We start from the raw sequence: 21,738 nt of genomic DNA on the forward strand, positions 1-21,738 counted from the left end.
CGCGATCATCGGAGTGTGGACGGCGACGGCGCTCCCCGGGGGACGGGCGACCTCCTGCAGCGCGCCGTCCACCTCGCGGCCCTTCGGGTCCTCGTCGACGAGCGCCGCACCGAGCTGCGCCGCCTCGCGCAGGCCGAGGACGCGCTCGCCGTGATCGGTTTCGGTCTCGACCGCACCGACGCTCTCGCTCGCGTCGCCTACGCCCGCGCCTCCGCAGGTCTCGCCGCGGAGTTCGCCTGCGCGGCAGCGGAGCTGCGCGAGGCGGAGGTCGCGCTGCGGACCGCGGTGCTCGACGACGCCTGGACGCCCGCCGACGACCTCGACTGGCCGGCGTCGGACGACGAGACGCCGCACGCCCGCCCCGGCTGACCGGGACGGGCGTGCGGCTGCCGCGGGAGCGGCTACTTCTTCGCGGGCTCCGGCTCGGGCGCCGGGTTCGCGTAGATCGGCGCCTCGACGCCCTTCGCGCCGGGCAGCGGCGGCTGCTCCGGCTCGACGGGCGGCCTGCGGGTGCGTGCCGGCTTCGGCTCGGCGGTCTCTGCCGGGAGCGGCTCGGCCTTCCTGCGGGCGCGCGCGGGCTTCGCAGCGGGCTCGGCAGCGACCGGCTCGACGACCGTGGCGGCCGGTGCCGCTGCGACTGCCGCTCGCGCCGGGACGGCCGCGGGCACCGCGGCCGCGGCAGGCGCCGCCTCGACCGACGGGCGCGGCCGGGAGGCGTACGTCTCGAACGCGACGCGTGGCTGCTGCACCGCCTGGAGGCTCACGATGTCGCGGCCGAGCACGAAGTTCAGCACCCAGTTCGCGATGACGCGCAGCTTGCGCTCCCACGTCGGGATCGCGAGGCCGTGGTACCCGCGGTGCATGACCCAGGCCGGGAAGCCCTTGATCGCGATCCTGCCGGACTGGAACGCGCCCTCGTAGAGGCCGAGGCCCGCCACCGCGCCGAGGCTCGCGTGGTAGTAGTCCTTGACGCCCTCGCCGCGGAGCGCCGCCGCGATGTTCTGCGCGAGCAGCTTGCCCTGACGCACCGCGTGCTGCGCGTTCGGCACGCACATGCCGCCGACACCCTTGCCCGTGAGATCGGGCACGGCCGCCACGTCGCCGGCGCCCCAGGCGTCCGGCACGACCTCGCCCTCGGCGGTGACGACCCGGAGGTCGGGCTTCACCCGCAGGCGCCCGCGCTCCTCGATCGGCAGGTCGGTGTTCTTCAGCATCGGCGAGGCCATGACGCCGGCGGTCCAGACGATGACGTCCGTCTCGAACGACTCGCCCGTGGACAGCTCGATGCGGCCGCCCTCGGCGCTCTTCAGCTGGGTGTCGAGGTGCACCTCCGCACCGCGCTGCGCGTAGTTCTTGAGCACCCAGTGGCTCGTCGGCAGCGACACCTCGGGCATGATGCGGCCCATCGCCTCGATGAGGTGGAAGCGCGTGTCGTCGAAGGTGAGCTGCGGGTAGTACCGCAGCAGGTACGAGGCGAGCGAGCGCATCTCGCCGAACACCTCGATGCCGGCGAAGCCGCCGCCGACGACGACGAACGTGAGCAGGCGCTCGCGCTCCGGCCCGGGCGGCAGGTTCGCGGCCTTGTCGAAGTTCGTGAGGATGCGGTCGCGGATCGCGACGGCCTCCTCGATGGTCTTCAGGCCGTAGGCGAGGTCGGCGACACCCGGGATCGGGAAGGTGCGGCTGACCGAGCCGGCGGTGACGACGATCTGGTCGTACTCGAGCTGCCACGGCTCGCCGACCTCGGGGGTGATCGTGGCGGTGCGGGCCGCGTGGTCGATGCCGGTGACCTTCGCCGTGATGACCTTCGCGCGCTTCAGGTGCTTGCGCTGGTTGACCACGGCGTGGCGGGCCTCGACGGATCCGCCGACGACCTCGGGCAGGAACGGCTGGTACGTGAGGTAGGGCAGCGGATCGACGACGACGATCTCCGCCTCGTCCTTGCGGAGCCACTTCTCGAGCTTCCAGGCCGTGTAGAAGCCGGCGTAGCCGCCGCCGACGATGAGGATGCGAGGCACGAGTCCGAAGATCTCCTTCGTGAAGAGCACTGGAGCCGCGGTGCTGCGCTGAGCCGCGGGCGGGCAGGCCTCCGAGCCTACCGGAGGGGTTCGCCCCAGCCGCCGATCGCGCGCCGCACCTGGTCATCCGTGCGCGAGGCCTCCGCGAGTGCGAGGTCGCCCACCGGATCGACGCCGGGACCCGCGGCGAGCGCGTGCCCGGCGAGCGCGTGGAGGCACTTGACGCGGTCGGGCAGGCCGCCCGCGCTGATGCCGGCGAGCTCCGGCACGGCCTCGACGGCCTCGCGGGCGGCGAGGTACGCGTCGTGCGCCGCGCGATGCGCCGCGGCGAGCTCCGGGTCGGCGGCCAGCCGGTCGTTCAGCTCGCGCATCCGCCCGTCGGCCTCGAGCCGCGACATCGCGGCGACGAGCACCGGATGGGTCAGGTAGTAGAAGGTGGGGAACGGCGTGCCGTCCGGTAGCCGCGGCGCCGTGGCGACGACGGCGGGCGCACCGTCGCGCGTGCGGGCGGCGATCGCGAGCACACCGCGGGGCGGGCGGCCGAGCTGCGCCTCGACGGCGTCGAGGTCGGCCGGCGTCGGCGGATCGCCGATCACCGGGTGCTGACCGTCGGTCATCGCCCGGTCAGCGCCTTCGGCGTCGCGGAGGTGGTGCCGGCAGCGACCAGCGAGTCGAGCAGCGCGCCCGTCCAGTCGGTACGGGTGGTCTGCACGGTCGTGGTCGGCGGCTGCGCCGGTCCCGAAGCCTTCGTCGCGGTGCCCCCGACGACCCGGTAGGCGACCTCGCCGGGCAGCACGTAGAAGAGTCGGCTGCCCGCCTGCGACCGCACGTAGGCAGGGTCGCTCCAGCGGGCGATGTCGGTGCTCGTCGCCTTCAGGTCGGCCTGCTGCCGGGCGACCTGCGCGGTGAGGTCGGCGAGCTTCTGCCGCTGCGAGAGGTACGTGCCGAGCGCCGGCGCGAGGCTCAGCACCGCGAAGACGAGCAGCAGCACCGAGGCGATCGCGAGCCCGGGCACCTTCACGCCGCGGAGGCGCGGCGGCACGACGCGGGCGAGCGCGCCGCTGCCGAGGTCGCGGACGTCTCCCACCGGCTCCCCTTCCCGCCGCCGGGAGGCGACCGTCGTCAGGCCCGGAAGCGCGGGAACGCGCTGCGGCCCGCGTAGACCGCGGCCTCGCCGAGCTCCTCCTCGATCCGGAGCAGCTGATTGTATTTGGCGACCCGCTCGCTGCGGGCAGGCGCACCGGTCTTGATCTGACCCGCGTCGGTCGCGACGGCGAGGTCGGCGATCGTCGTGTCCTCGGTCTCGCCCGAGCGGTGCGACAGGATCGCGGTGTAGCCGTTGCGCTGCGCGAGCGCGACCGCGTCGAGGGTCTCGGTGAGCGTCCCGATCTGGTTCACCTTGACGAGGATCGAGTTCGCGACGCGGCGCTGCAGGCCGGTGGCGAGGCGCGACGGGTTGGTGACGAAGAGGTCGTCGCCGACGATCTGGACCTTGGCGCCGAGGTCGGCCGTGAGGGTCTCGTAGCCCTCCCAGTCCTCCTCGGCCAGCGGGTCCTCGATCGAGACGAGCGGGTAGTTCGCGACGAGCTCGGCGTAGTAGGCGCTCATGTCGGCGGCGCTCTTCGCCCGGCCCTCGAACGTGTAGGTGCCCTTGTCGAAGAACTCGGTGCTCGCGACGTCGAGCGCGAGGGCGATGTCGGTGCCGGGCGTGTAGCCCGCCTTGCCGATCGCCTCGAGCAGCAGGTCGAGCGCGGCGCGGTTGCTGTCGAGGTCCGGTGCGAACCCGCCCTCGTCGCCGAGGCCGGTGGAGAGGCCCTTGCCCTTCATGAGCCCGCGGAGCGCGTGGTAGGTCTCCGCGCCCCAGCGCAGCGCCTCGCGGAACGACCCGGCGCCGATCGGCAGGATCATGAACTCCTGGATGTCGACGTTCGAGTCGGCGTGGGCGCCGCCGTTGATGACGTTCATCATCGGCACGGGCAGCACGTGCGCGTTCGGGCCGCCGATGTAGCGGAACAGCGGCAGCTCGGCCGAGAGGGCGGCGGCCTTCGCGACGGCGAGGCTGACGCCGAGGATCGCGTTCGCGCCGAGGCTGCCCTTGTTGTCGCTGCCGTCGGTGGCGATGAGGGTGGCGTCGACGATGCGCTGGTCGGCCGCGTCGATGCCTTCGACGGCCGGACCGAGCTCGTCGATCACGGCGGCGACGGCCTTCTCGACGCCCTTGCCGCCGTAGCGGCCGGAGTCGCCGTCGCGGAGCTCGTAGGCCTCGAAGGCGCCGGTGCTCGCGCCGGACGGCACGGCCGCTCGGGCGACGACGCCGTCCTCGAGCAGCACCTCGACCTCGACGGTGGGGTTGCCGCGCGAGTCGAGGATCTCGCGGGCGTCGACGGTGTCGATGGCGGCCATGGGAGCACTCCTTCGAGTCGATCGCCCGCCTCGTCGACGGGCCGTGAACGACTCTAGTGAGGCCGCCTTGCACGTCTCCAACCGGCCCCCGCTCAGCCGATTCCGGGCGGCTTCCGCGGCTCGGTGCCCTTGAGGGCGACTCCGGGCCGGGCCACCATGGCGCCGTGGCGCACCCGATCATGTTCGACGAGCACGACCCGCTGCTCGCGCGGCTGCGGACGCTCGCGCTCGCGCTGCCCGAGGCGGAGGAGCGGATCAGCCACGGGCGGCCCTGGTTCTCGGTGGTCGGCGGCACGGCGTTCGCGGTGTACGGCAGCGGGACGAAGGGACCGGAGTCGGTGCGGCACGACGCCGGGCTGGTGGTGCACGTCGACGAGGACGAACGGCCGGCGCGGGTCCAGGATCCGCGGTTCTTCGTGCCGGCCTACCTCGGCCCGAAGGGGTGGCTCGGCATCGACCTCGACCCCCCGGACACCGACTGGCGGGAGGTCGCCGAGCTGCTCGACGCGTCATGGCGCCACGCCGCCCCTCGCCGTCTCGTCGGCCTCCGCGACGCCTGAACCCGGATCCCGGGCGCGTTCCGACGACGCGGGCGCGAGACGACGCCCGGAGGAACGGAAGTCGCCCGGATCCGCCGGCGCCGGCCGCGGTCAGCGGAGGGGACGGGTCTCGCCCGTGCCCTCGGCCGTGACGGTCGCGACCGCGGTGAAGCCCTCGGCGGCGAGCGCGTCGAGCTGCGCACGGCGGTTCCGCCGCGTCCGCTCGAGCCGCACCCGCCCGTGCTCGTCGCGCGCCGCCGCCTTCGCCGCGAGCAGCACCGGGGCGGGCACGTCGTCGTCGTGCAGCAGCACGAGCGCGCCGCTGCCGTCGTCGCTGGGCGGCAGGAGGTCGAGGATCCGCTCGAAGCCGATCGAGAAGCCGACCGCCGGCACCGCCTGGCCGAGGAACCGGCCGATCATGCCGTCGTAGCGGCCCCCGCCCCCGAGCGAGCTGCCGAAGCCGGGGTGCTCGATCTCGAAGATCGTGCCCGTGTAGTAGCCCATGCCCCGCACGAGCGTCGGGTCGAAGACGAGGTCGACGTCCGGCAGCGCGTCGCGGAGCGCGAGCAGGTCGCGGTAGGCGTCCTGCTCGAGCCAGGCCGGCGGATCGACGAGCAGGTCCCAGCCGGCGGCCGCGAGCGTCGCGAACGCCTCGTGCAGGCCCGCGGTGTCGACGCCCTGGGTGCCGAGCTCGTCGACGACGCCAGGCACACCGATCTTGTCGAGCTTGTCGATCGTGATGAGCGCCCGCGCGGCGTTCTCCCCGGCGAGGCCCCAGGTCTCGAGCAGGCGGTTCAGGATGCGCCGGTCGTTGATCCTCACGCTCGTGCCGGTGAGCCCGAGCTCTGCGAGCGCCTCGGTGGTCGCGGCGATCAGCTCGAGCTCGGCGATCGGCCCGGCCTCGCCGAGCACGTCGATGTCGCACTGCACGAACTGCCGGTAGCGGCCCTTCTGCGGCCGCTCCGCGCGCCAGACCGGGCCGATCTGCAGGGCCCGGAAGACGGGCGGCAGCTCGGCGCGGTTCGTCGCGTAGTAGCGCGCGAGCGGCACCGTGAGGTCGTAGCGCAGGCCGAGGTCGGCGAGCGCGAGGGGATCGCCGGACTCCGCCGCGGCACGCAGGTCGTCGCCGCCGAGGCCGCGCTTCAGCACGCTGTAGGCGAGCTTCTCGTTGTCGCCGCCGATGCCGGCGTGCAGCCGCTCGACGTCCTCGAGGGCGGGTGTCTCGATCTCGTCGAAGCCGTGGCCGCGGTACACGCGCCGGATCACGGCGAGCGCGTGCTCGCGGCGCCGCTTCTCGGCGGGCAGGAAGTCGCGCATGCCGCGGGGCGGGTTCACCGGGGAGGCCACCCCTCCATCCTGGCAGCGGAGCCGCCGCCGTCGGACGGGCAGACGAGGGGGCGCATCGGCGCCCCGACCGGCGCCGCTCCGGATCCTTGCCGCTCAGCGCGTGGCGAAGCGACCAGGATCCGGAGCAGGTTCGGCGGTCAGGGCGTGACGGGGCGCTCCCCGGCATCGGCCTGGGCCTCGGCCACGCGGATGCGGTCGCTCAGGCGCCGGATCGCGCCGCGCAGCGCCCGCTCCGCGTCGAGGCCGCGGGCGGAGGCGGCGATCACCTGGTCGAGCAGCAGGTCGCCGAGCGCGTCCTCGTCCGTCGGACCGCCCTCGACCGGCCGCAGCTCGAGCCCGACGCGCGCGGCACGACCGAGCAGCTTCTCGGCGAGCAGCAGCGACGGCATGCCCATCGGCACCCCGTCGAGCACGCTCGTGCGGTGCGCCTTCTCGCGGCGCTTCTGCTCCTCCCACACCGCGACGACCGCGTCGGCGTCCGCCGCCTCCGCGTCGCCGAACACGTGGGGGTGCCGGCCGACCATCTTCGCGGCGGTCGCCCTGGCGACGTCGTCGATGTCGAAGCCCTCGCCGGGCGTCGCAGCCGCGAGGTCGGCGTGGAAGAGGACCTGGTAGAGCACGTCGCCGAGCTCCTCGAGCATCGCGTCGCGGTCGTGGGTCTCGATCGCCTCGACGAGCTCCGCGGTCTCCTCGATGAGGTAGCGCACGAGCGACTCGTGCGTCTGCTCCGCGTCCCACGGGCAGCCGCCGGGGCCGCGGAGCCGCGCCATGACGGCGACGAGGCGGTCGAGCTCGGAGCCTGCGGGGTCGGTCATCGGCGTCATCCTCGCAGGCGCGACGTCACGCCGGCTCGGCCTGCGCCGCGGAGGGCGCGGCCGCCTCCTCGACGCGCGCCGACGGCATGAAGACCGCCGCGACGAGGGTCAGCAGGCCCGCGACGACGACCCCGTCGAAGACCGCCGACGACGAGCTCGCGGTGCCGGCGACCGCCGAGCCCTGCCAGGACCCGAGCACGCCGTTCGCGATCGCTCCGAAGACGGCGACACCGACGGCCGAGCCGATCGACCGGAGGAACAGGCTCGCGCCCGTCACGACGCCCCGCTCCGACCACCCGACGCTCGACTGCGCCGCGATCAGCGTGGGCGTCGCGACGAAGCCGAGCCCGAGGCCGACGACGAAGCAGGTGACCGCGGTGAGCGCGATCGAGGCGAGCGGTGCGCTGAGGGCGACGCCGATGGCGCCGGCGGCCGCGAGCGCGCAGCCGATCAGCGCGGTGGGCCGGTAGCCGAAGCGCAGGTAGAGCCGGCCCGCGTTCGAGGCGGCGAGCGGCCAGCCGACGGTGAGCGCGGCGAGCGCGAGCCCGCTGACGAGCGGCGTGGTCGGCACGACCTTCTCGAGGAACGTCGGCACGTAGGAGGTGAGGCCGATCGTCACCGCACCGACCCCGGCCGAGATCAGCGCGGTCGTGAGCAGCAGCCGGCGCGAGAGCACCCAGAGCGGCAGCACGGGCTCCGCGGCACGCCGCTCGATCGCGATGAACAGCGGCACCGCCACGACGGCGACCGCGAAGGCGACGAGGCTCTGCACCGAGTTCCACGCCCAGGCGGTGCCGCCCTCGAGCAGGGCCGTGAGCAGCGCGGTGAGGCCGATCGTCAGGGTCGCGGCGCCCGCGACGTCGATGCGGTGCCGGGTGCGTTCGACGGACTCGGAGTAGCGGCGCAGCAGCACGACCGCGAGGAGGCAGAGCGGGATGTTCACGAAGAAGATCCAGCGCCACGAGACGAACTGCGAGAAGACGCCGCCGAGCGTGGGGCCGACGACCGACGAGATCGCCCAGACGCTCGCGAGGTAGCCCTGCGCCTTCGCGCGCTCCGCGACCGTGTAGATGTCGCCCGCGACGGTGATCGAGACCGGCATGATCGCGCCGGCGCCGAGGCCCTGCACGGCGCGGAACAGGATCAGCACGAGCATCGAGGGGGCGAACCCGCAGAGCACCGAGCCGACGAGGAACAGCAGGATGCCGGTGAGGAGGATCGGCTTGCGGCCGACGGTGTCGGCGAGCTTCGCGTAGAGCGGCACCGACACGGCCTGGGCGAGCAGGTAGACGGAGAAGAGCCACGGGAAGCTCGAGAAGCCGCCGAGGTCCTGCACCACCGACGGCACGGCCGTCGCGAGGATGGTCGAGTCGATCGCGATGAGGCCCGTCGACATCATGAGCGCGAGCAGGACGGGTCCGCGCTCCGACCGGAGGCCGACGTCGCGGCGGCTGATCTGTGGCGTCGTTCCGGTCACATCAGGTCCGCAAGCCCCGAGGACCGGTTCGCATTCCCCGCTCTCAGGAAGGCCTCAGGACTCGTCGCCCCCGTCGAGCGCCGCCGCGAGCAGCGCCACCCGGATCGCGCCGCCCTTCGTGTCCTGCTCCCCCACCCGCCGGAAGCCCAGCGCCTCGTGGAAGCCGAGCGACCGCGGGTTCGGCGGACGCAGGTTCACCTCGCAGGTGACCTCGCGTCGATGGTCGACCTCCGCCTTCGCGAACACGGCGCCGTAGAGGAGCCGCCCGATCCCGGCGCCGCGCGCCTCGGTACCGATCACGATGCGGTCGACGTAGAGGAAGTCGTCGCTCCGGGCGGAGAACCAGCGGTAGTTCTCGCTCGCGTACGAGCGGCCGGGGTCGATCGCGATCAGGAAGCCGAGCACCTCGTCGGGGTCGTCCTCGTCGACGGCGACGATCGAGAGCGACGCGAACGCGGTGAGCAGCGCGAGCTCGTCCTCGTCGGCCATCGGCACGGCGGGCACGGCGTCGTTGTTCAGCTCCACGACGGCGGGGAGATCGGCGGGTTCGAGCTCACGGAGGACGACGGCCACGGATCCCGGAGCCTACCGGCCGGCGGCCGCGGGCGTCCCGGGCCCGGCCCCGCCAGACTGTGGTGACGAGGTAAGGAGCACCCCCTGCGCTACGACACCGGCTCGGCCGCCCTGCTCGCCCCCGTCGTCCAGCAGCTCGTCGACGAGCGGGTCCGCGACAGCCGCGCCCCGGCGAGCTCGTTCGCGCTGCTCGCCGACGGCGCCGTGGTCGCCACCGGCGGCGCGGGTGACGGGACGACCGGCCCGGTCCCGACGCCGGGCACCGCCTTCCGCGTCGCCTCGTGCACGAAGAGCTTCACCGCGACCGCGATGCTGCAGCTGCGTGACGCGGGAGCGCTCGACCTCGACACCCCGGTCGCCGACCTGCTCGAGGTGACCATGCTCGACGGCCGTCCGTCGCCGACGGTCGCGCACCTCGCGTCGATGTCGTCCGGCATCCCCTACGACGACCCCTGGGCGGACCGTCAGGAGGCGATGAGCACCGAGGACTTCGACGCGATGCTGCGCGAGGGCCTGCGGCTCTTCGCGGACCCCGGCACCCGCTACGAGTACTCGAGCCTCGGCTACTCGATCCTCGGCCGGGTGCTCGAGCGGGTCTCGGGGCTCCCCTACGTGCGGCTCGTCACCGAGCGCGTGATCGAGCCCCTCGGCCTCGAAGGGATCGGGTACGACCGCTCGCTCGAGGTCGCGGCCATCGCACCCGGGCACGCGCGCGTGGCCGGGCGCTGGGAGGAGCAGCCCTGGCAGGAGCCGGGCGCCTTCTCGCCGCTCGGCGGCATCATCGCGACACCGACCGGCCTCGCGACCTGGGCCGGCTGGCTCGCCGCGGCCTGGCGCCCCGGCGCGTCCGACGCCGTGCTGTCAGCGGCCTCGCGGCGCGAGCTGCAGACCCCGCGCACCGAGGTGCCGGGCCCCACCCGCTCGTCGTACGGCTTCGGGCTCGTCGTCGAGCACGACGAGCGGCACGGCACCGTCATCTCGCACTCCGGCGGCTACCCCGGCTACGGCGCGCACATGCGCTGGCATCCCGACAGCGGCCTCGGCGTCGTCGTGCTCGAGAACGCGCGCTACAGCGGCGCGACCCTGCCCGCGACGAAGGCCCTCACCGCGCTGCTCGACGGCCTCGCCGTGCCCGGCACGGAGCCCGAGCTCTGGGAGGCCACGCGTGCCGCGCGAGAGACCGTCGAGCGCCTCGTCCGGCGCTGGGACGACGCCGCGGCAGCGGCGCTCGTCGCCGGCAACGTCGCCCTCGACGAGCCGCTCGAGTCACGACGGGCGACGGCGGAGCGCCTCCGTGCGGCCGTCGGGCTCGATCCGGACGCGCCGGTCGTCCCGCTCGTCGAGGCGGCACCCCGCAGCGATTCCGCGGCGCACCTCGCCTGGAGCATCCGCGGCACGACGGGCTCGCTGCGCTGCGAGATCCGGATGACGCCGGTGCGCGCCCCGCTCGTCGAGACGCTGGAGCTGCGCCTGGGGTAGCGCCGCGACCCGCGACCCGCGAGTCGGCGACGCGAGGTGCGACCGGTGCTCGGAGACGGGCGTCAGGAGGCGGCGTCCGTCCTGCGGAGCGCGGCGGCGGCCGCCGTCGCCGGCGCGACGCCGGCGAGGAACTCGAGGATCATCGCCGCGGTGGGCCCGGGCGCCTCGATCTGCGGCGAGTGGCCGAGTCCCGGCAGGCTGCGCGTCACCGCGTGCGGCAGGGCGGCCGCGGCCGCGGCGAGGTGCGCGTGCGGCAGCACCACGTCGCGCTCCCCCCACAGCACGAGCGTCGGGGTCGCGGCCGCCGCGAGGGCGGCGATCACCTCGCGGCGCCACTCCTCGCGCACCCCCCGCCACCGGCCCAGATCGTGCACCACGTCGAGGTACCAGCGCCGCGCGTCGAGGCGGTGCATGCGCCGGGCCGCCCGGAGGGCGAGCTCCGCCGTGTCGAGCGCGGCCGGCCCGTCGAGGAGGGCCTGCAGCCGCAGGTAGGCCCCGGTCACGGAGAAGCGCAGCAGCAGCGGCCCGAGCCCCGGCAGCGTCATGAGCCGCAGCCCGAGCGCGGCGTCGGCACCGAAGCCGGCGGGGCTGATGAGCACGAGCGCGCAGACGGCGGCGGGATCGTCCGCGAGCATGCGCAGCGCCACCGCGCCGCCCATCGAGTTGCCGACGATCCGCACCGGCCGCCTCTCGCCGAGCGCGACCAGGGTGCGGCGGACCATCGCGGCCATGGACCGCAGGGTGACCCGTGGTCCCCAGGCCTCGGACTCGCCGAAGCCCTCGACGTCGATCGCGTAGACGGTGTAGCGCTCGGCGAGCGCGGGCAGCACGGCGTCCCAGTCGCCGTGGTCGCGGCCGATGCCGTGCAGCAGCACGAGCGGCTCCCCCGACCCCGCGGTGACGAGCCCCACCCGGTGCCCGTCGACCTGCACCACCCGCGTCGTCCCGGTCATCGTGGCGCCTCGAAGAGCTCCGACACGTCGAGCTCGGGATCGGCGAAGGCGAGCACCTCGTCGCCGGCCTCGAGCCGGGTGCGGCCGGAGAGCCGCACGGCGCGGCCGTCGCGCCGCACGAGGCTCACCCAGCCGCGCTCGCCGAGCAGCAGGTCGCCGAGCGACGCGCCCTCGGCGGCCGAGCCGTGGGCGACCGAGAAGTGCTGCACGCCGCGCGGCTCCTCCTCGAACCGCAGCCCGGCGACGAACGGCTGCTGCTCGACCTGCCGCATCGGCACCCTGAACCAGGCTGCGAGCTGCGGCGTGAGGCCGCCCTGCACGACCACCGAGACGAGCACGACGACGAAGACGATCGACGCGACCCGCTCGGCCCCCGGCAGGCCCGACTCGCGGATCATCACCCCGAGCAGGATCGGTACGGCGCCCTTCAGCCCCGCGAGCAGCACGAACGCGCGCTCGCCGAGCTGCAGGCGGATCGGCGCGAGCAGCGCGCCGACGAGCAGCGGCCGGATCACGACGATCAGCACCACGGCGAGCAGCAGCCCGGGCAGCAGCGCGTCGGGCCGGAGCACCGCCGACCACGAGACGCTGAAGCCGAGCACCGTGAACGCGACGATCTCGGCGAGGCTCGACAGGCCGTTCGTGAACCGCCGCACCTCGGCCCGGTACGGCCCGCGGGCGTCCCCGACGAGGATGCCGGCGACGAAGACGGCGAGGAAGCCCGAGCCGTGCAGCAGCGCCGCGGCGCCGTAGAGCAGCACCGCGAACGCGAGCGAGCGCAGCGGGTAGAGCGACTCGTTCGGCAGGCGCACGCGTCGCACGAGCACGCCGAGCAGCAGGCCCCCGGCCGCTCCGACCGCCCCACCGACGGCCATCTGGAGCAGGAACTCGACGATCCCGCCGACGAACGGGTCGCCCCCGTGCCCGTTGCCGGCGACGAGCAGCGCCGCGAGCAGCGCGATGCCGACCGGGTCGTTGACACCCGACTCGCCCTCGAGGATCGTGCCGGAGCGGCCGCGGATGTCGCGGTCGCCGAGCACCGAGAAGACGACCGCGGGATCCGTCGGCGAGAGCGCCGCACCGAGCAGCAGCGCCGCCTGCCAGTCGATGCCGAGGGCGAAGCGGCAGAGCAGCGCGATCGCCGCCGCGGTGACCGCTGTGCCGGCGACGCCGACCCAGGTCGTCGCGCCGGCAGCGGCGCGGAAGCGGCGCCAGCCGATGTGCATGCCGCCGTCGAACAGGATGAGGATCAGCGCGATCGTGACGATGCGCTCCGAGGTCAGCAGCGGGATGCGGCCGAGGGCCGGCACGAGGTCCGACGCGGCTGCCGCGACGACGAGGAACAGCGCGGGCGCCGGGATGCGCAGCCGTGAGCCGACCGCGTTCGCGGCGACGGCGGCGAGCAGCCCGAGGCCGCAGAGCAGCACGACGAGGTCGAACGACGTCGTTGCGCTCATGGGATCTCCTGCCGGAGACCGGATCGTACGACGGGACGTCCAGCGGTCGCTGACCCCGTCCACAGGGCCGCGGGGGCGGAGGGGCGGGCTACGCCGTGGGCTGCGGCTGCTTCGCGAACACCGCCGTGAGCAGCTGGTGCACCCACTCGACGAGACCCGCGTCGGGCAGCGGCTGCCCGTCGAGGGTCGGCATCGGCACGGTCACCGCGCCGGCCGAGGCGAGCACCTTCGAGCCGGGGTACATGCGCTGCAGCCGCACCTGCATCGAGTCGGGCAGGTCCGCCGGCGCGACGCGGAGCATCCTGCCGAGCGACACCACGTCCGAGAGCCCGGCCTGCTGCGCGACGCGGCGCAGCTTCGAGACGCGGATGAGGTTCGTCACCTCGTCCGGCGCGGGCCCGTACCGGTCGACGAGCTCGTCGAGCACGAGGTCGATCTGCCCGTCCTGCGCAGCGGGCGCCGAGGCGGCCGACAGCTTCTGGTAGGCCTCGAGCCGCAGCCGCTCGCTGTCGATGTACGACTCGGGGATCCGCGCGTCGACCGGCAGCTCGAGCCGCAGCTCGGTCTGCCCCTCGGCGACCTCGCCGCGGAAGTCGGCGACGGCCTCGCCGATCATCCGCAGGTACAGGTCGAACCCGACGCCCTGGATGTGGCCGGACTGCTCGCCGCCGAGCAGGTTGCCCGCGCCGCGGATCTCGAGGTCCTTGAGCGCGACCTGCATGCCGGCGCCGAGGTCGTTGTTCGCGGCGATCGTCTCGAGCCGGTCGACCGCGGTCTCCGACAGGGGCTTCTCGGCCTCGTAGAGGAAGTAGGCGTAGCCCCGCTCGCGGCCGCGGCCGACGCGCCCGCGCAGCTGGTGCAGCTGGCTGAGGCCGTACTTGTCGGCGCGGTCGACGATGAGGGTGTTCGCGTTCGCGATGTCGAGGCCGGTCTCGATGATCGTCGTCGAGACGAGCACGTCGAAGCGCCGCTCCCAGAAGTCGACCATGACCTGCTCGAGCTGGTGCTCGCCCATCTGACCGTGCGCGACGGCGATGCGCGCCTCGGGGACGAGCTCGGCGATCTCGGCGGCGACGCGCTGGATCGACTGCACCTGGTTGTGCACGTAGAACACCTGCCCCTCCCGGAGCAGCTCGCGGCGGATCGCCGCGGTGATCTGCCCGGACGAGCGCGCGCCCACGTAGGTGAGGATCGGGTGCCGGTCCTCGGGCGGTGTCGCGAGCGTCGACATCTCGCGGATGCCGGTGACCGCCATCTCGAGCGTGCGCGGGATCGGCGTGGCGCTCATCGCGAGCACGTCGACGTTCGTCTTCAGCTTCTTCAGCTGGTCCTTGTGCTCGACGCCGAAGCGCTGCTCCTCGTCGATGATCACGAGGCCGAGGTCCTTGAAGACGAGCCCGTTCGAGAGGATGCGGTGGGTGCCGATCACGAGGTCGACGGTGCCGTCGCCGATGCCCTTGATCGTCTCGCGCGCCTCCTTGTCGCTCTGGAAGCGGGACAGCGGCCGCACGTTCACCGGGAAGCCGGCGAAGCGCTCCTGGAACGTCTCGAGGTGCTGGCGCACGAGCAGCGTCGTCGGCACGAGCATCGCGACCTGCTTGCCGTCCTGGATCGCCTTGAAGGCGGCCCGCACCGCGACCTCGGTCTTGCCGAAGCCGACGTCGCCGGAGACCAGGCGGTCCATCGGGATCGGCCGCTCCATGTCGGCCTTCACCTGCTCGATCGTCTCGAGCTGGTCGGGCGTCTCGGCGAACGGGAACGCCTCCTCGAGCTCGCGCTGCCACGGGGTGTCGGGCCCGAAGGCGTGCCCCCGCGAGGCCATCCGCGCCGAGTAGAGCTTGACCAGCTCGACGGCGATGTCGCGGACCGCCTTGCGGGCGCGGCCCTTCGCCGCGGCCCAGTCCGCGCCGCCCATCTTCGACAGCTGCGGCGCCTCGCCGCCCACGTAGCGGGTGAGCAGGTCGAGCTGATCGGTCGGCACGTAGAGCTTGTCGCCCGGGTACCCGCGCTTGCTCGGCGCGTACTCGAGCAGCAGGAACTCGCGGACGACCTTCTCCGGCGCCTTCTCCCCCATGCGGCGCGGCCCGGTGCGCTGCTGCCCGGCGACCTCGCGGCGCACGAGCTCGACGAAGCGCCCGATGCCGTGCGTCTGGTGCACGACGTAGTCGCCGGCCTTCAGCTGCAGCGGGTCGACGACGTTCTTGCGCCGCGAGGCGAGCTTGCGGGGCGCGCGGGCGTCGACGCTGGCGGCGCGGCCGTAGAACTCGCGCTCGGTGACGAGCGCGAGGGAGATCTCCGGCTGCTCGAAGCCGGCGTCGACGTCGCCGAGGGTGACGTAGGCGATCCCGGGCTCGAGCTCGTCGGGCAGCGCGTCGACCTGCCGGGCGGCGAGGCCGCGCTCCGCGAGCACGTCGTGGGCGCGCTCGACGAGGCCCTTGCCCGCCGCGGTGACGACGACGCTCCACCCGTGCCGCAGCCGCGACCCGACGTGGTCGAGCAGCTCGGCGGGACGTCCGGGCACGACGGGCGTCGCCGCGCCGGCGACGCGGAGGTACTCGGCCGAGTCGGCGAGCAGCGCCGCGGCCTTCGCCGGGTCCAGCTCCGGGTCGTCGGGCTGCGCCTCGAACGAGCTGAGCGTCCACCACGTGTGGTCGGCGCCCGCCTGCTCGCGCAGCGCGTTCACGGTGAGGAAGTCGCCCGCCTCGAGGTCGATGGGCGCCTGGGCTCCCGCCGTGGCGGCGTTCCACGCGGCGTGGAGGAACTCGCGGTTCGTGTCGGCGAGGCTCACCGCCCGCGACGCGACGCGCTCCGGCGAGACCACCGCGACGGCGGATCCTCGCGGCAGGTACTCGGCGATGGAGACGAGCCCGTCGGCGAGCGCCGGCGCGAGCGACTCCATGCCCTCGACCGGGATGCCCTCGGCGATCTTCGCGAGCATCGTCGCGAGGTTCGGGAACTCGTGCCGCAGCTCGCGCGCCCGCTGCTGCACGCTCGGCGTGAGCAGCAACTCGCGCGCCGGCACGAGCTCGACGCGATCGACGGGCGCGTCGAGCGAGCGCTGGTCGGCGACCGAGAAGTGCCGCAGCTGGTCGACCTCGTCGCCGAAGAAGTCGATGCGCACGGGGTGCTCGGCGACCGGCGAGAAGACGTCGAGGATGCCGCCGCGCACCGCGAACTCGCCGCGGCGGGTGACGAGGTCGACCCTCGTGTAAGCGAGCTCGACGAGACGCGCTCCGACCGCGTTCAGGTCGACGCCCCGCTGCCCGAGCGCGACGGCGATCGGCTCGATCTCCGCGAGCCCGGCGGTCAGCGGCTGCAGCGCCGCCCGGACCGGCGCGACGACGATGAGGGGCGCGTCCCCCTGCCGCCAGAGCGCCATGCGGCGGATCGCGTGCAGGCGGCGGCCGACGGTCTCGACACCGGGGCTCAAGCGCTCGTGCGGGAGCGTCTCCCAGGCCGGGAGGTCGAGCAGCTCGGCGTGCGGCACGAGGCACTCGAACGACGCACGCAGGGCGTCGGCCTCGCGCTCGGTCGCCGTGATGAGGAAGGCGGCGTCGGCCTCGCCGCGGTCCCGACGGCGCTCGAGCAGCGCGGCGAGCAGCGGCGCGTGCAGCCCGGGCGTCGCCGAGAAGTCGGCGTTGCGGGAGGCGGCGACGAGCGCGCGCTCGACCGACTCGCCGTGGGACAGCAGGCGCGGCAGACCCCCGAGACTCACTCGTTCGATGGTACCGGCGCCGCGGCGGTGCGCCGCCGGTTCCGTCGAGGGCGAACGGGCCGCCTGCGCATCCGACGTATGCCTCTTCCGGCGCGGGGACGAGCCGAGGCATACCGGCAGCGGATGCGTATACCCGACGAGAAGTCAGGGCCGGAAGCCCCTGTCGGCAAGGTTTCAGGCTTTCGTACGTGATCTGGCGCGTTCTCACAGCGTCTGCTTGCATTCGAATCGGATGCCACCCGGCATCCCGTACCTCGAGGAGCATCTCCTTGCATCGACGCACTCGCATACTGAGCGGCTCCGCCGCTCTGACGGGACTCGCGCTCGCCGCCGGCTGCGTGCTGGCGGCACCGTCGAACGCGGCCACCGGCCGCACCACCCTCTCCGGCAGCCGGCCTGCATGGGCGCAGTCCACGAAGCTGCAGAAGGCGGCGGCGACGACCGACGCCGTGAACATCCGGGTCTACCTCAACTGGCGCAACCAGGCTCAGGCGCAGGCCACCGCGCTCGCCATCGCCACGCCCGGCTCGGCCAGCTACCACCACTACCTGACGCCGGCGCAGTTCCGGCAGCAGTTCGCCCCGGCGCAGGCCGACGTCGGCGCCGTGCAGCAGTTCCTGAAGAGCAGCGGCTTCACCATCGTCGACACCCCGTCGAACAACCACTACGTCTCCGCGGAGGGCACCGTCGCCCAGGCGCAGGCGGCGTTCGGCACGACGCTCGGTCTCTACACGACGAACGGCAAGACCCTCCGCGCGCCCGAGTCCGACGTCTCCGTGCCGTCGTCCCTCGGCGCGGTCGTGCAGGGAGTGACGGGGCTCGACCAGAGCAGCCAGCTGCTCTTCCCGACCGACAGCGTCGGCAACGATCCGAAGCAGAACCACGGCGCCCCGGGCGTCGGCTTCCGCGCCGGCCAGCCGTGCTCGCTCTGGTTCGGCGAGAAGACGGTCTCGACCCCGAACATCACGGCCTACGGCACGAAGACCAAGCCGCTCGCCCCGTGCGGCTACACGCCGGCCCAGGTCCGCGGCCTGTACGGCCTCGACTCCGTCTCGGCGGACGGCACCGGCCAGACGGTCGCCTTCGTCGGCGCGAACGCGAGCCCGACCCTGAAGCAGGACGTCACCGCGTACAGCGCGAAGCACAACCTGCCGGCGCCGTCGATCACCGAGATCGTCGCTCCGGGGATCTACAAGCACCCGGACACCCCGCAGCAGGTGCCGGGCGACTACTACGGCGAGGAGACGCTCGACGCCGAGGCCATCCACACGACGGCCCCCGGCGCGCAGCTCCTCTACGTGGCCTCCGCGAACGCGCGGGAGGACTTCGACGCGAGCATCAACCACATCGTCGACCGCGGCCTCAGCCACATCATCTCGATCAGCTACGGCTTCAGCGGTGAGGGCGTGCCCCAGGGCTACATCAACAGCCTCAACAACACGTTCGTCCAGGCCGTCGCCGAGGGCATCGGCGTGTACGTCTCGAGCGGTGACAACGGCGACGAGGTGTCGACGTACGGCTCGCCGCAGGTCGACTTCTACGCCGACAGCCCGTTCGTGACCGCGGTCGGCGGCACGTCGGCCTCGATCGTCCCGTCCGGCACGACGCCGGCCGGCGCGACCTACGCGGACGTCGACGACGCGTCCTCGGTGCTGAACCAGCGCGGTGCGTGGAAGCGCTCGTTCGAGGTCGGCTGGCAGACCGGGTACGACCCGATCACGAAGACGGCGTCGGACCACATCACGTCGGCGCCGTACGTGCTGAACGGCACGCTCTCGCAGCCCCTGCCCGGCACGTTCTTCGGCGGTGGCGGCGGCGGCATCAGCAAGCTCTTCGCGCAGCCGTCGTACCAGCAGGGCGTCACGACCGGCGCCGGCCGCGCGCTGCCCGACATCAGCGCCCTCGGCGACCCGAACACCGGGTTCCTCGTCGGCCAGACGCAGCAGTTCAGCAACGGCACCTACTACGACGAGTACCGCATCGGCGGCACCTCCGTAGCGGCGCCCCTCACCGCGGGCATCGCGGCCGTGGCGGACCAGGTGAACGGCAGCCCGCTCGGGTTCCTGAACCCGCGCATCTACGCGGCGTACAAGGCCGGCACCGGCGCCTTCTACGACGTCGACCAGGCCGACCTGTTCGGCACGTCGACCTCCTCGAGGCTGCCCTCGGTCGTCCGCGTGAACTACGTGAACAGCGAGAACGCCTCGGGCGGGCTGTCGTACAGCCTCCGCACGCTGGAGGAGCCGAACCAGACGCTGCACAGCACGAGGGGCTACGACACCGCCACCGGCGTCGGCACCCCGAACGGCTCGGCGTTCTTCACGGCGATCACCAAGGGCTGACCTCTCGGATCAGCGGGCCCGGGACGCGATCGCGTCCCGGGCCCTTCCCGTTGCGGCGGCCTCAGCGGCGGCGGAGCAGCCGCCCGAGCACGGCGCCGTAGACGACGTGGGCGGCGAGCATCGTCGCGACGCGCCGCCGGTCGTCGGCGTGCGCCGGCGGCAGCACACCGGCCACCGGCACCCACCCCTCGTAGCTGGCGGCGTAGATCGCCAGCCCGTACGCGAGCCCGCGGGCGGGCGTGACGCGGCGCAGCAGCACCGGCAGCAGCGCGCCGCCGACCGCGCCGTACCCGAGGTGCGCGGCCCACGACAGCGGCTGCGCGACCGCCTCCGGGAGGTTCGGCAGCACCTTCTTCACGAGCAGCACCGGCGGCTGCTTCGGCAGCGCTCCGAGCGCCTTCGCCGCGACGAGCAGCCCGCTCATCGCGAGGGTGGCGGCCAGGCCGGCGGCGGCGCCGGACGGCAGAGGAGCGGGTCGGTCGTCGCGCATGGCGCCGGAGTCTTCCACGGCTGCCCGAGCGCCGGTCGAGCCCGATGGCGGCCGCGGTCGCGCCGTTCCTCGGGTCGATGCCCGCCCGCGTGCTGATCGGCGCGGCGGTGCTCGGCGGCGCTCGTGGCGGCGCTCGTCGTCTCGCTCGCCGGCTCGTGGGGCGTCGCCGACGTGCTCGGCTGGCGGCACAGCCTGAACGGCCGCATCGACGGCGGCAACTGGCGCTTCTACGCGGTCTACGCGGTCGCGCACATCGTCGGCGCGGTCCTCGTGCTCGGCGCGGTCGACCTCGTCTCGCTCGCCGTCGACGTCGAGGTCATGAACGCCCTGCTGCTGCCGATCGTGCTCGGCTTCCTGCTCGCGCTCGAGGCGAAGGCGTTGCCGAAGGAGCACCGGATGCGGGGGGCCTACCGCTTCACGGTCTGGACGCTCTGCCGCGTCGTCATGGCCTTCGGCCTCGCGATGGTGCCGTTCGCGATCCTCGCGCACTGACCGGACGACGGAAGGATCGTACTCCGGTGAGCGCGTCCGCCGCCCTTCCGGGGCACCGGCGGCCGGGACCCCCGTCGCTCGGGCCGCGCTAGCGGGCGCGGGGGGCGTTGAAGCGCTGCTGGGCCTGCTCGAGGCCCTCCGTCGCGAGGGCGGCGACCGCGTCGGCGGCGTCGACGACCACGTTCGGCAGCTCCTTGCGCTCGGTCGGCGTGAAGTCCCGCAGCACGAAGTCCGCCGCCGGCTGCCGGCCGGGCGGCCGGCCGACGCCGACGCGCACCCGCGGGAACTCCGGCGTGCCGAGCACCGCCGCGATGTCGCGGACGCCGTTGTGGCCGCCGTGGCCGCCGCCGGACTTCAGACGCAGGTCACCGAACGGGATGTCGAGCTCGTCGTGCACGACGATGAGCCGGTCGGGCGTCAGCGAGTAGAACTTCAGCAGCCGGCCGGTGGGGCCGCCCGACTCGTTCATGTACGACTGCGGCGCCGCGAGCACGAGCCGGGGGCCGCCCGGCTCGCGCGCCTCGGCGACGGCGGAGCCGGTGCGGTGCCGCGTGAAGCGCGCACCGGCCCGCCGGGCGAGCTCGTCGAGCACCATCCGGCCCACGTTGTGGCGGTTGCCCGCGTACTGCGCGCCGGGGTTGCCGAGGCCGACGACGAGCCAGGGCCCGTCCATCCGGGGCTACGCCGCGGGGGTGGACTCGGCGTCGGCGTCCGCTGCGGCCGGGGCCTCCTCGGGCTCCGGCTCGGCCGCCGGCGTCGAGATGCCGACCACGAGCAGCTCCGGGTCGGACGCGAGCTTCGCGCCCTCGGGGAGCTGCACATCGGCGGCGGTGACGTGCGTGCCGTCGGCGAGGCCCTCGATGGGGAGGACGATGCGCTCGGGGATGTGCGTCGCCTCGACGTCGAGCAGCAGGGTCTGGGCGTCGAGCGTGGCGATGGTGCCGGGCGCCGACTCGCCCTCGAGGTGCACGGGCACCTCGACCTGCACGGTCTCGCCGCTGCGGACGACGAGCAGGTCGACGTGCTCGATGATCTGCCGCACCGGGTCCTTCTGCACGTCCTTGACGAGCACCAGCTGCGAGCCCGAGCCGAGATCGAGGTCGAGCACGGCGTTCGCCTTGCGGATGATGAGCGCGGTCTCGTGACCCGGCAGCGAGATGTGCACGGGGTCGGTGCCGTGGCCGTAGATGACGGCCGGGATGCGGCCCGCGGCGCGGAGCTTGCGGGCGGCGCCCTTGCCGAAGCGCTCCCGGCGCTCGGCGTTGATCTTGTCGGCCATGTCGGTCCCTCCATGGGCCGATGCCGGCCCGGTCGATGCGGTCGGCGGTCGCGCGCGCCGAGGAGGGCACGCTGCGTCGATCACGGAAGCCCTGGCAGGGCCTCCCTCGCCGAAGTCCGACGGATGAGTGTAGCGGAAGCGGCGGGGACGGTTCCGCCATGAGCAGAGCGCGGAAGCGGCGGGGACGCTTCCGCCATGAGCAGCGCGCGGAAGCGGCGGGGACGCTTCCGCCATGAGCAGCGCGCGGAAGCGGCGGGGACGGTTCCGCCATGAGCAGAGCGCGGAAGCGGCGGTCCGAGTACCGCGTGTAGGTGATCCGCCCCGCCGTAGGTGCAGAACCGCGATCCGGACCTACACGA

19 protein-coding genes are annotated in these 21,738 nt (G+C 73.8%); 5 read left to right on the top strand and 14 right to left on the bottom strand.

From position 1 onward, the window contains the following. The first annotated feature begins 15 nt into the window (after positions 1 to 15). Positions 16 to 369, top strand: coding sequence for a hypothetical protein (locus QDR37_RS15885; RefSeq protein WP_279714744.1), 354 nt, complete (start codon positions 16 to 18; stop codon positions 367 to 369). Positions 370 to 401: 32 nt separating this feature from the next. Here the strand turns inward: QDR37_RS15885 and QDR37_RS15890 are convergent, their stop codons facing one another. From QDR37_RS15890 to eno, 4 genes are all read right to left on the bottom strand, one after another. Further along, positions 402 to 2,018, bottom strand: coding sequence for an NAD(P)/FAD-dependent oxidoreductase (locus QDR37_RS15890; RefSeq protein WP_279714745.1), 1,617 nt, complete (start codon positions 2,016 to 2,018; stop codon positions 402 to 404). Positions 2,019 to 2,095: 77 nt separating this feature from the next. After that, on the bottom strand, positions 2,096 to 2,635 hold the full coding sequence (locus QDR37_RS15895) for a DUF501 domain-containing protein (RefSeq protein WP_279714746.1): 540 nt from the start codon (positions 2,633 to 2,635) through the stop codon (positions 2,096 to 2,098). Then, positions 2,632 to 3,105, bottom strand: a complete 474-nt coding sequence (locus QDR37_RS15900) for a septum formation initiator family protein (RefSeq protein WP_279714747.1) — start codon at positions 3,103 to 3,105, stop codon at positions 2,632 to 2,634. Before QDR37_RS15900 ends, QDR37_RS15895 begins: the two co-directional genes overlap by 4 nt. Positions 3,106 to 3,140: 35 nt before the next feature. Continuing rightward, positions 3,141 to 4,421 (bottom strand): phosphopyruvate hydratase, encoded by a 1,281-nt coding sequence (gene eno / locus QDR37_RS15905; protein WP_279714748.1) that lies wholly within the window; start codon positions 4,419 to 4,421, stop codon positions 3,141 to 3,143. A 164-nt stretch (positions 4,422 to 4,585) separates the two neighbouring features. Here eno and QDR37_RS15910 point away from each other — a divergent pair, with 164 nt between their 5' ends. Further along, positions 4,586 to 4,981 carry an MmcQ/YjbR family DNA-binding protein gene (locus QDR37_RS15910; protein WP_279714749.1) on the top strand — a complete coding sequence of 132 codons (396 nt, stop codon included), beginning with the start codon at positions 4,586 to 4,588 and terminating at the stop codon, positions 4,979 to 4,981. Positions 4,982 to 5,071: 90 nt separating this feature from the next. Here the strand turns inward: QDR37_RS15910 and hisS are convergent, their stop codons facing one another. The 4 genes from hisS to QDR37_RS15930 form a co-directional block, all read right to left on the bottom strand. Then, positions 5,072 to 6,307: a histidine--tRNA ligase gene (hisS, locus tag QDR37_RS15915; RefSeq protein ID WP_279714750.1), complete on the bottom strand. Its 1,236-nt coding sequence runs from the start codon at positions 6,305 to 6,307 to the stop codon at positions 5,072 to 5,074. A gap of 137 nt (positions 6,308 to 6,444) precedes the next feature. Next, complete coding sequence (locus tag QDR37_RS15920; protein ID WP_279714751.1) at positions 6,445 to 7,122, bottom strand: MazG family protein; 678 nt, start codon at positions 7,120 to 7,122, stop codon at positions 6,445 to 6,447. A 25-nt stretch (positions 7,123 to 7,147) separates the two neighbouring features. Next, on the bottom strand, positions 7,148 to 8,521 hold the full coding sequence (locus tag QDR37_RS15925) for an MFS transporter (RefSeq protein WP_279714899.1): 1,374 nt from the start codon (positions 8,519 to 8,521) through the stop codon (positions 7,148 to 7,150). Positions 8,522 to 8,653: 132 nt separating this feature from the next. Then, the gene (locus QDR37_RS15930) at positions 8,654 to 9,172 is read right to left on the bottom strand and encodes a GNAT family N-acetyltransferase (protein WP_279714752.1); all 519 of its coding nucleotides are present in this window, start codon (positions 9,170 to 9,172) and stop codon (positions 8,654 to 8,656) included. 186 nt (positions 9,173 to 9,358) lie between these two features. Here QDR37_RS15930 and QDR37_RS15935 point away from each other — a divergent pair, with 186 nt between their 5' ends. Then, positions 9,359 to 10,651 (top strand): serine hydrolase, encoded by a 1,293-nt coding sequence (locus QDR37_RS15935; protein WP_279714900.1) that lies wholly within the window; start codon positions 9,359 to 9,361, stop codon positions 10,649 to 10,651. A 62-nt stretch (positions 10,652 to 10,713) separates the two neighbouring features. Here the strand turns inward: QDR37_RS15935 and QDR37_RS15940 are convergent, their stop codons facing one another. From QDR37_RS15940 to mfd, 3 genes are all read right to left on the bottom strand, one after another. After that, complete coding sequence (locus QDR37_RS15940; RefSeq protein WP_279714753.1) at positions 10,714 to 11,604, bottom strand: alpha/beta fold hydrolase; 891 nt, start codon at positions 11,602 to 11,604, stop codon at positions 10,714 to 10,716. Next, positions 11,601 to 13,061 (bottom strand): cation:proton antiporter, encoded by a 1,461-nt coding sequence (locus QDR37_RS15945; RefSeq protein WP_279714754.1) that lies wholly within the window; start codon positions 13,059 to 13,061, stop codon positions 11,601 to 11,603. The genes QDR37_RS15940 and QDR37_RS15945 overlap by 4 nt, the downstream gene beginning before the upstream one ends. Positions 13,062 to 13,149: 88 nt before the next feature. Then, positions 13,150 to 16,776: a transcription-repair coupling factor gene (gene mfd, locus QDR37_RS15950; protein WP_279714755.1), complete on the bottom strand. Its 3,627-nt coding sequence runs from the start codon at positions 16,774 to 16,776 to the stop codon at positions 13,150 to 13,152. Positions 16,777 to 17,045: 269 nt separating this feature from the next. Between mfd and QDR37_RS15955 the strand changes: the two genes are divergently transcribed. After that, positions 17,046 to 19,118: a S53 family peptidase gene (locus QDR37_RS15955; protein ID WP_279714756.1), complete on the top strand. Its 2,073-nt coding sequence runs from the start codon at positions 17,046 to 17,048 to the stop codon at positions 19,116 to 19,118. A 61-nt stretch (positions 19,119 to 19,179) separates the two neighbouring features. Here QDR37_RS15955 and QDR37_RS15960 read toward each other — a convergent pair whose 3' ends face one another. Further along, positions 19,180 to 19,608 carry a DUF6789 family protein gene (locus tag QDR37_RS15960; RefSeq protein WP_279714757.1) on the bottom strand — a complete coding sequence of 143 codons (429 nt, stop codon included), beginning with the start codon at positions 19,606 to 19,608 and terminating at the stop codon, positions 19,180 to 19,182. Between the two features lie 123 nt (positions 19,609 to 19,731). On the opposite strand from QDR37_RS15960, the gene QDR37_RS15965 reads away from it, so the two are divergent. Beyond that, positions 19,732 to 20,100 carry a divalent metal cation transporter gene (locus QDR37_RS15965; RefSeq protein WP_279714758.1) on the top strand — a complete coding sequence of 123 codons (369 nt, stop codon included), beginning with the start codon at positions 19,732 to 19,734 and terminating at the stop codon, positions 20,098 to 20,100. Between the two features lie 88 nt (positions 20,101 to 20,188). On the opposite strand, the gene pth is transcribed toward QDR37_RS15965, so the two are convergent. Beyond that, a complete protein-coding gene (gene pth / locus QDR37_RS15970) occupies positions 20,189 to 20,773 on the bottom strand; it encodes an aminoacyl-tRNA hydrolase (RefSeq protein ID WP_279714759.1) in 585 nt (194 codons plus the stop codon). 6 nt (positions 20,774 to 20,779) lie between these two features. Then, positions 20,780 to 21,379 (bottom strand): 50S ribosomal protein L25/general stress protein Ctc, encoded by a 600-nt coding sequence (locus QDR37_RS15975; RefSeq protein WP_279714760.1) that lies wholly within the window; start codon positions 21,377 to 21,379, stop codon positions 20,780 to 20,782. Positions 21,380 to 21,738: the final 359 nt, after the last annotated feature.

This window comes from Amnibacterium sp. CER49, from assembly GCF_029846255.1.
Classification (GTDB): Bacteria; Actinomycetota; Actinomycetes; order Actinomycetales; family Microbacteriaceae; genus Amnibacterium.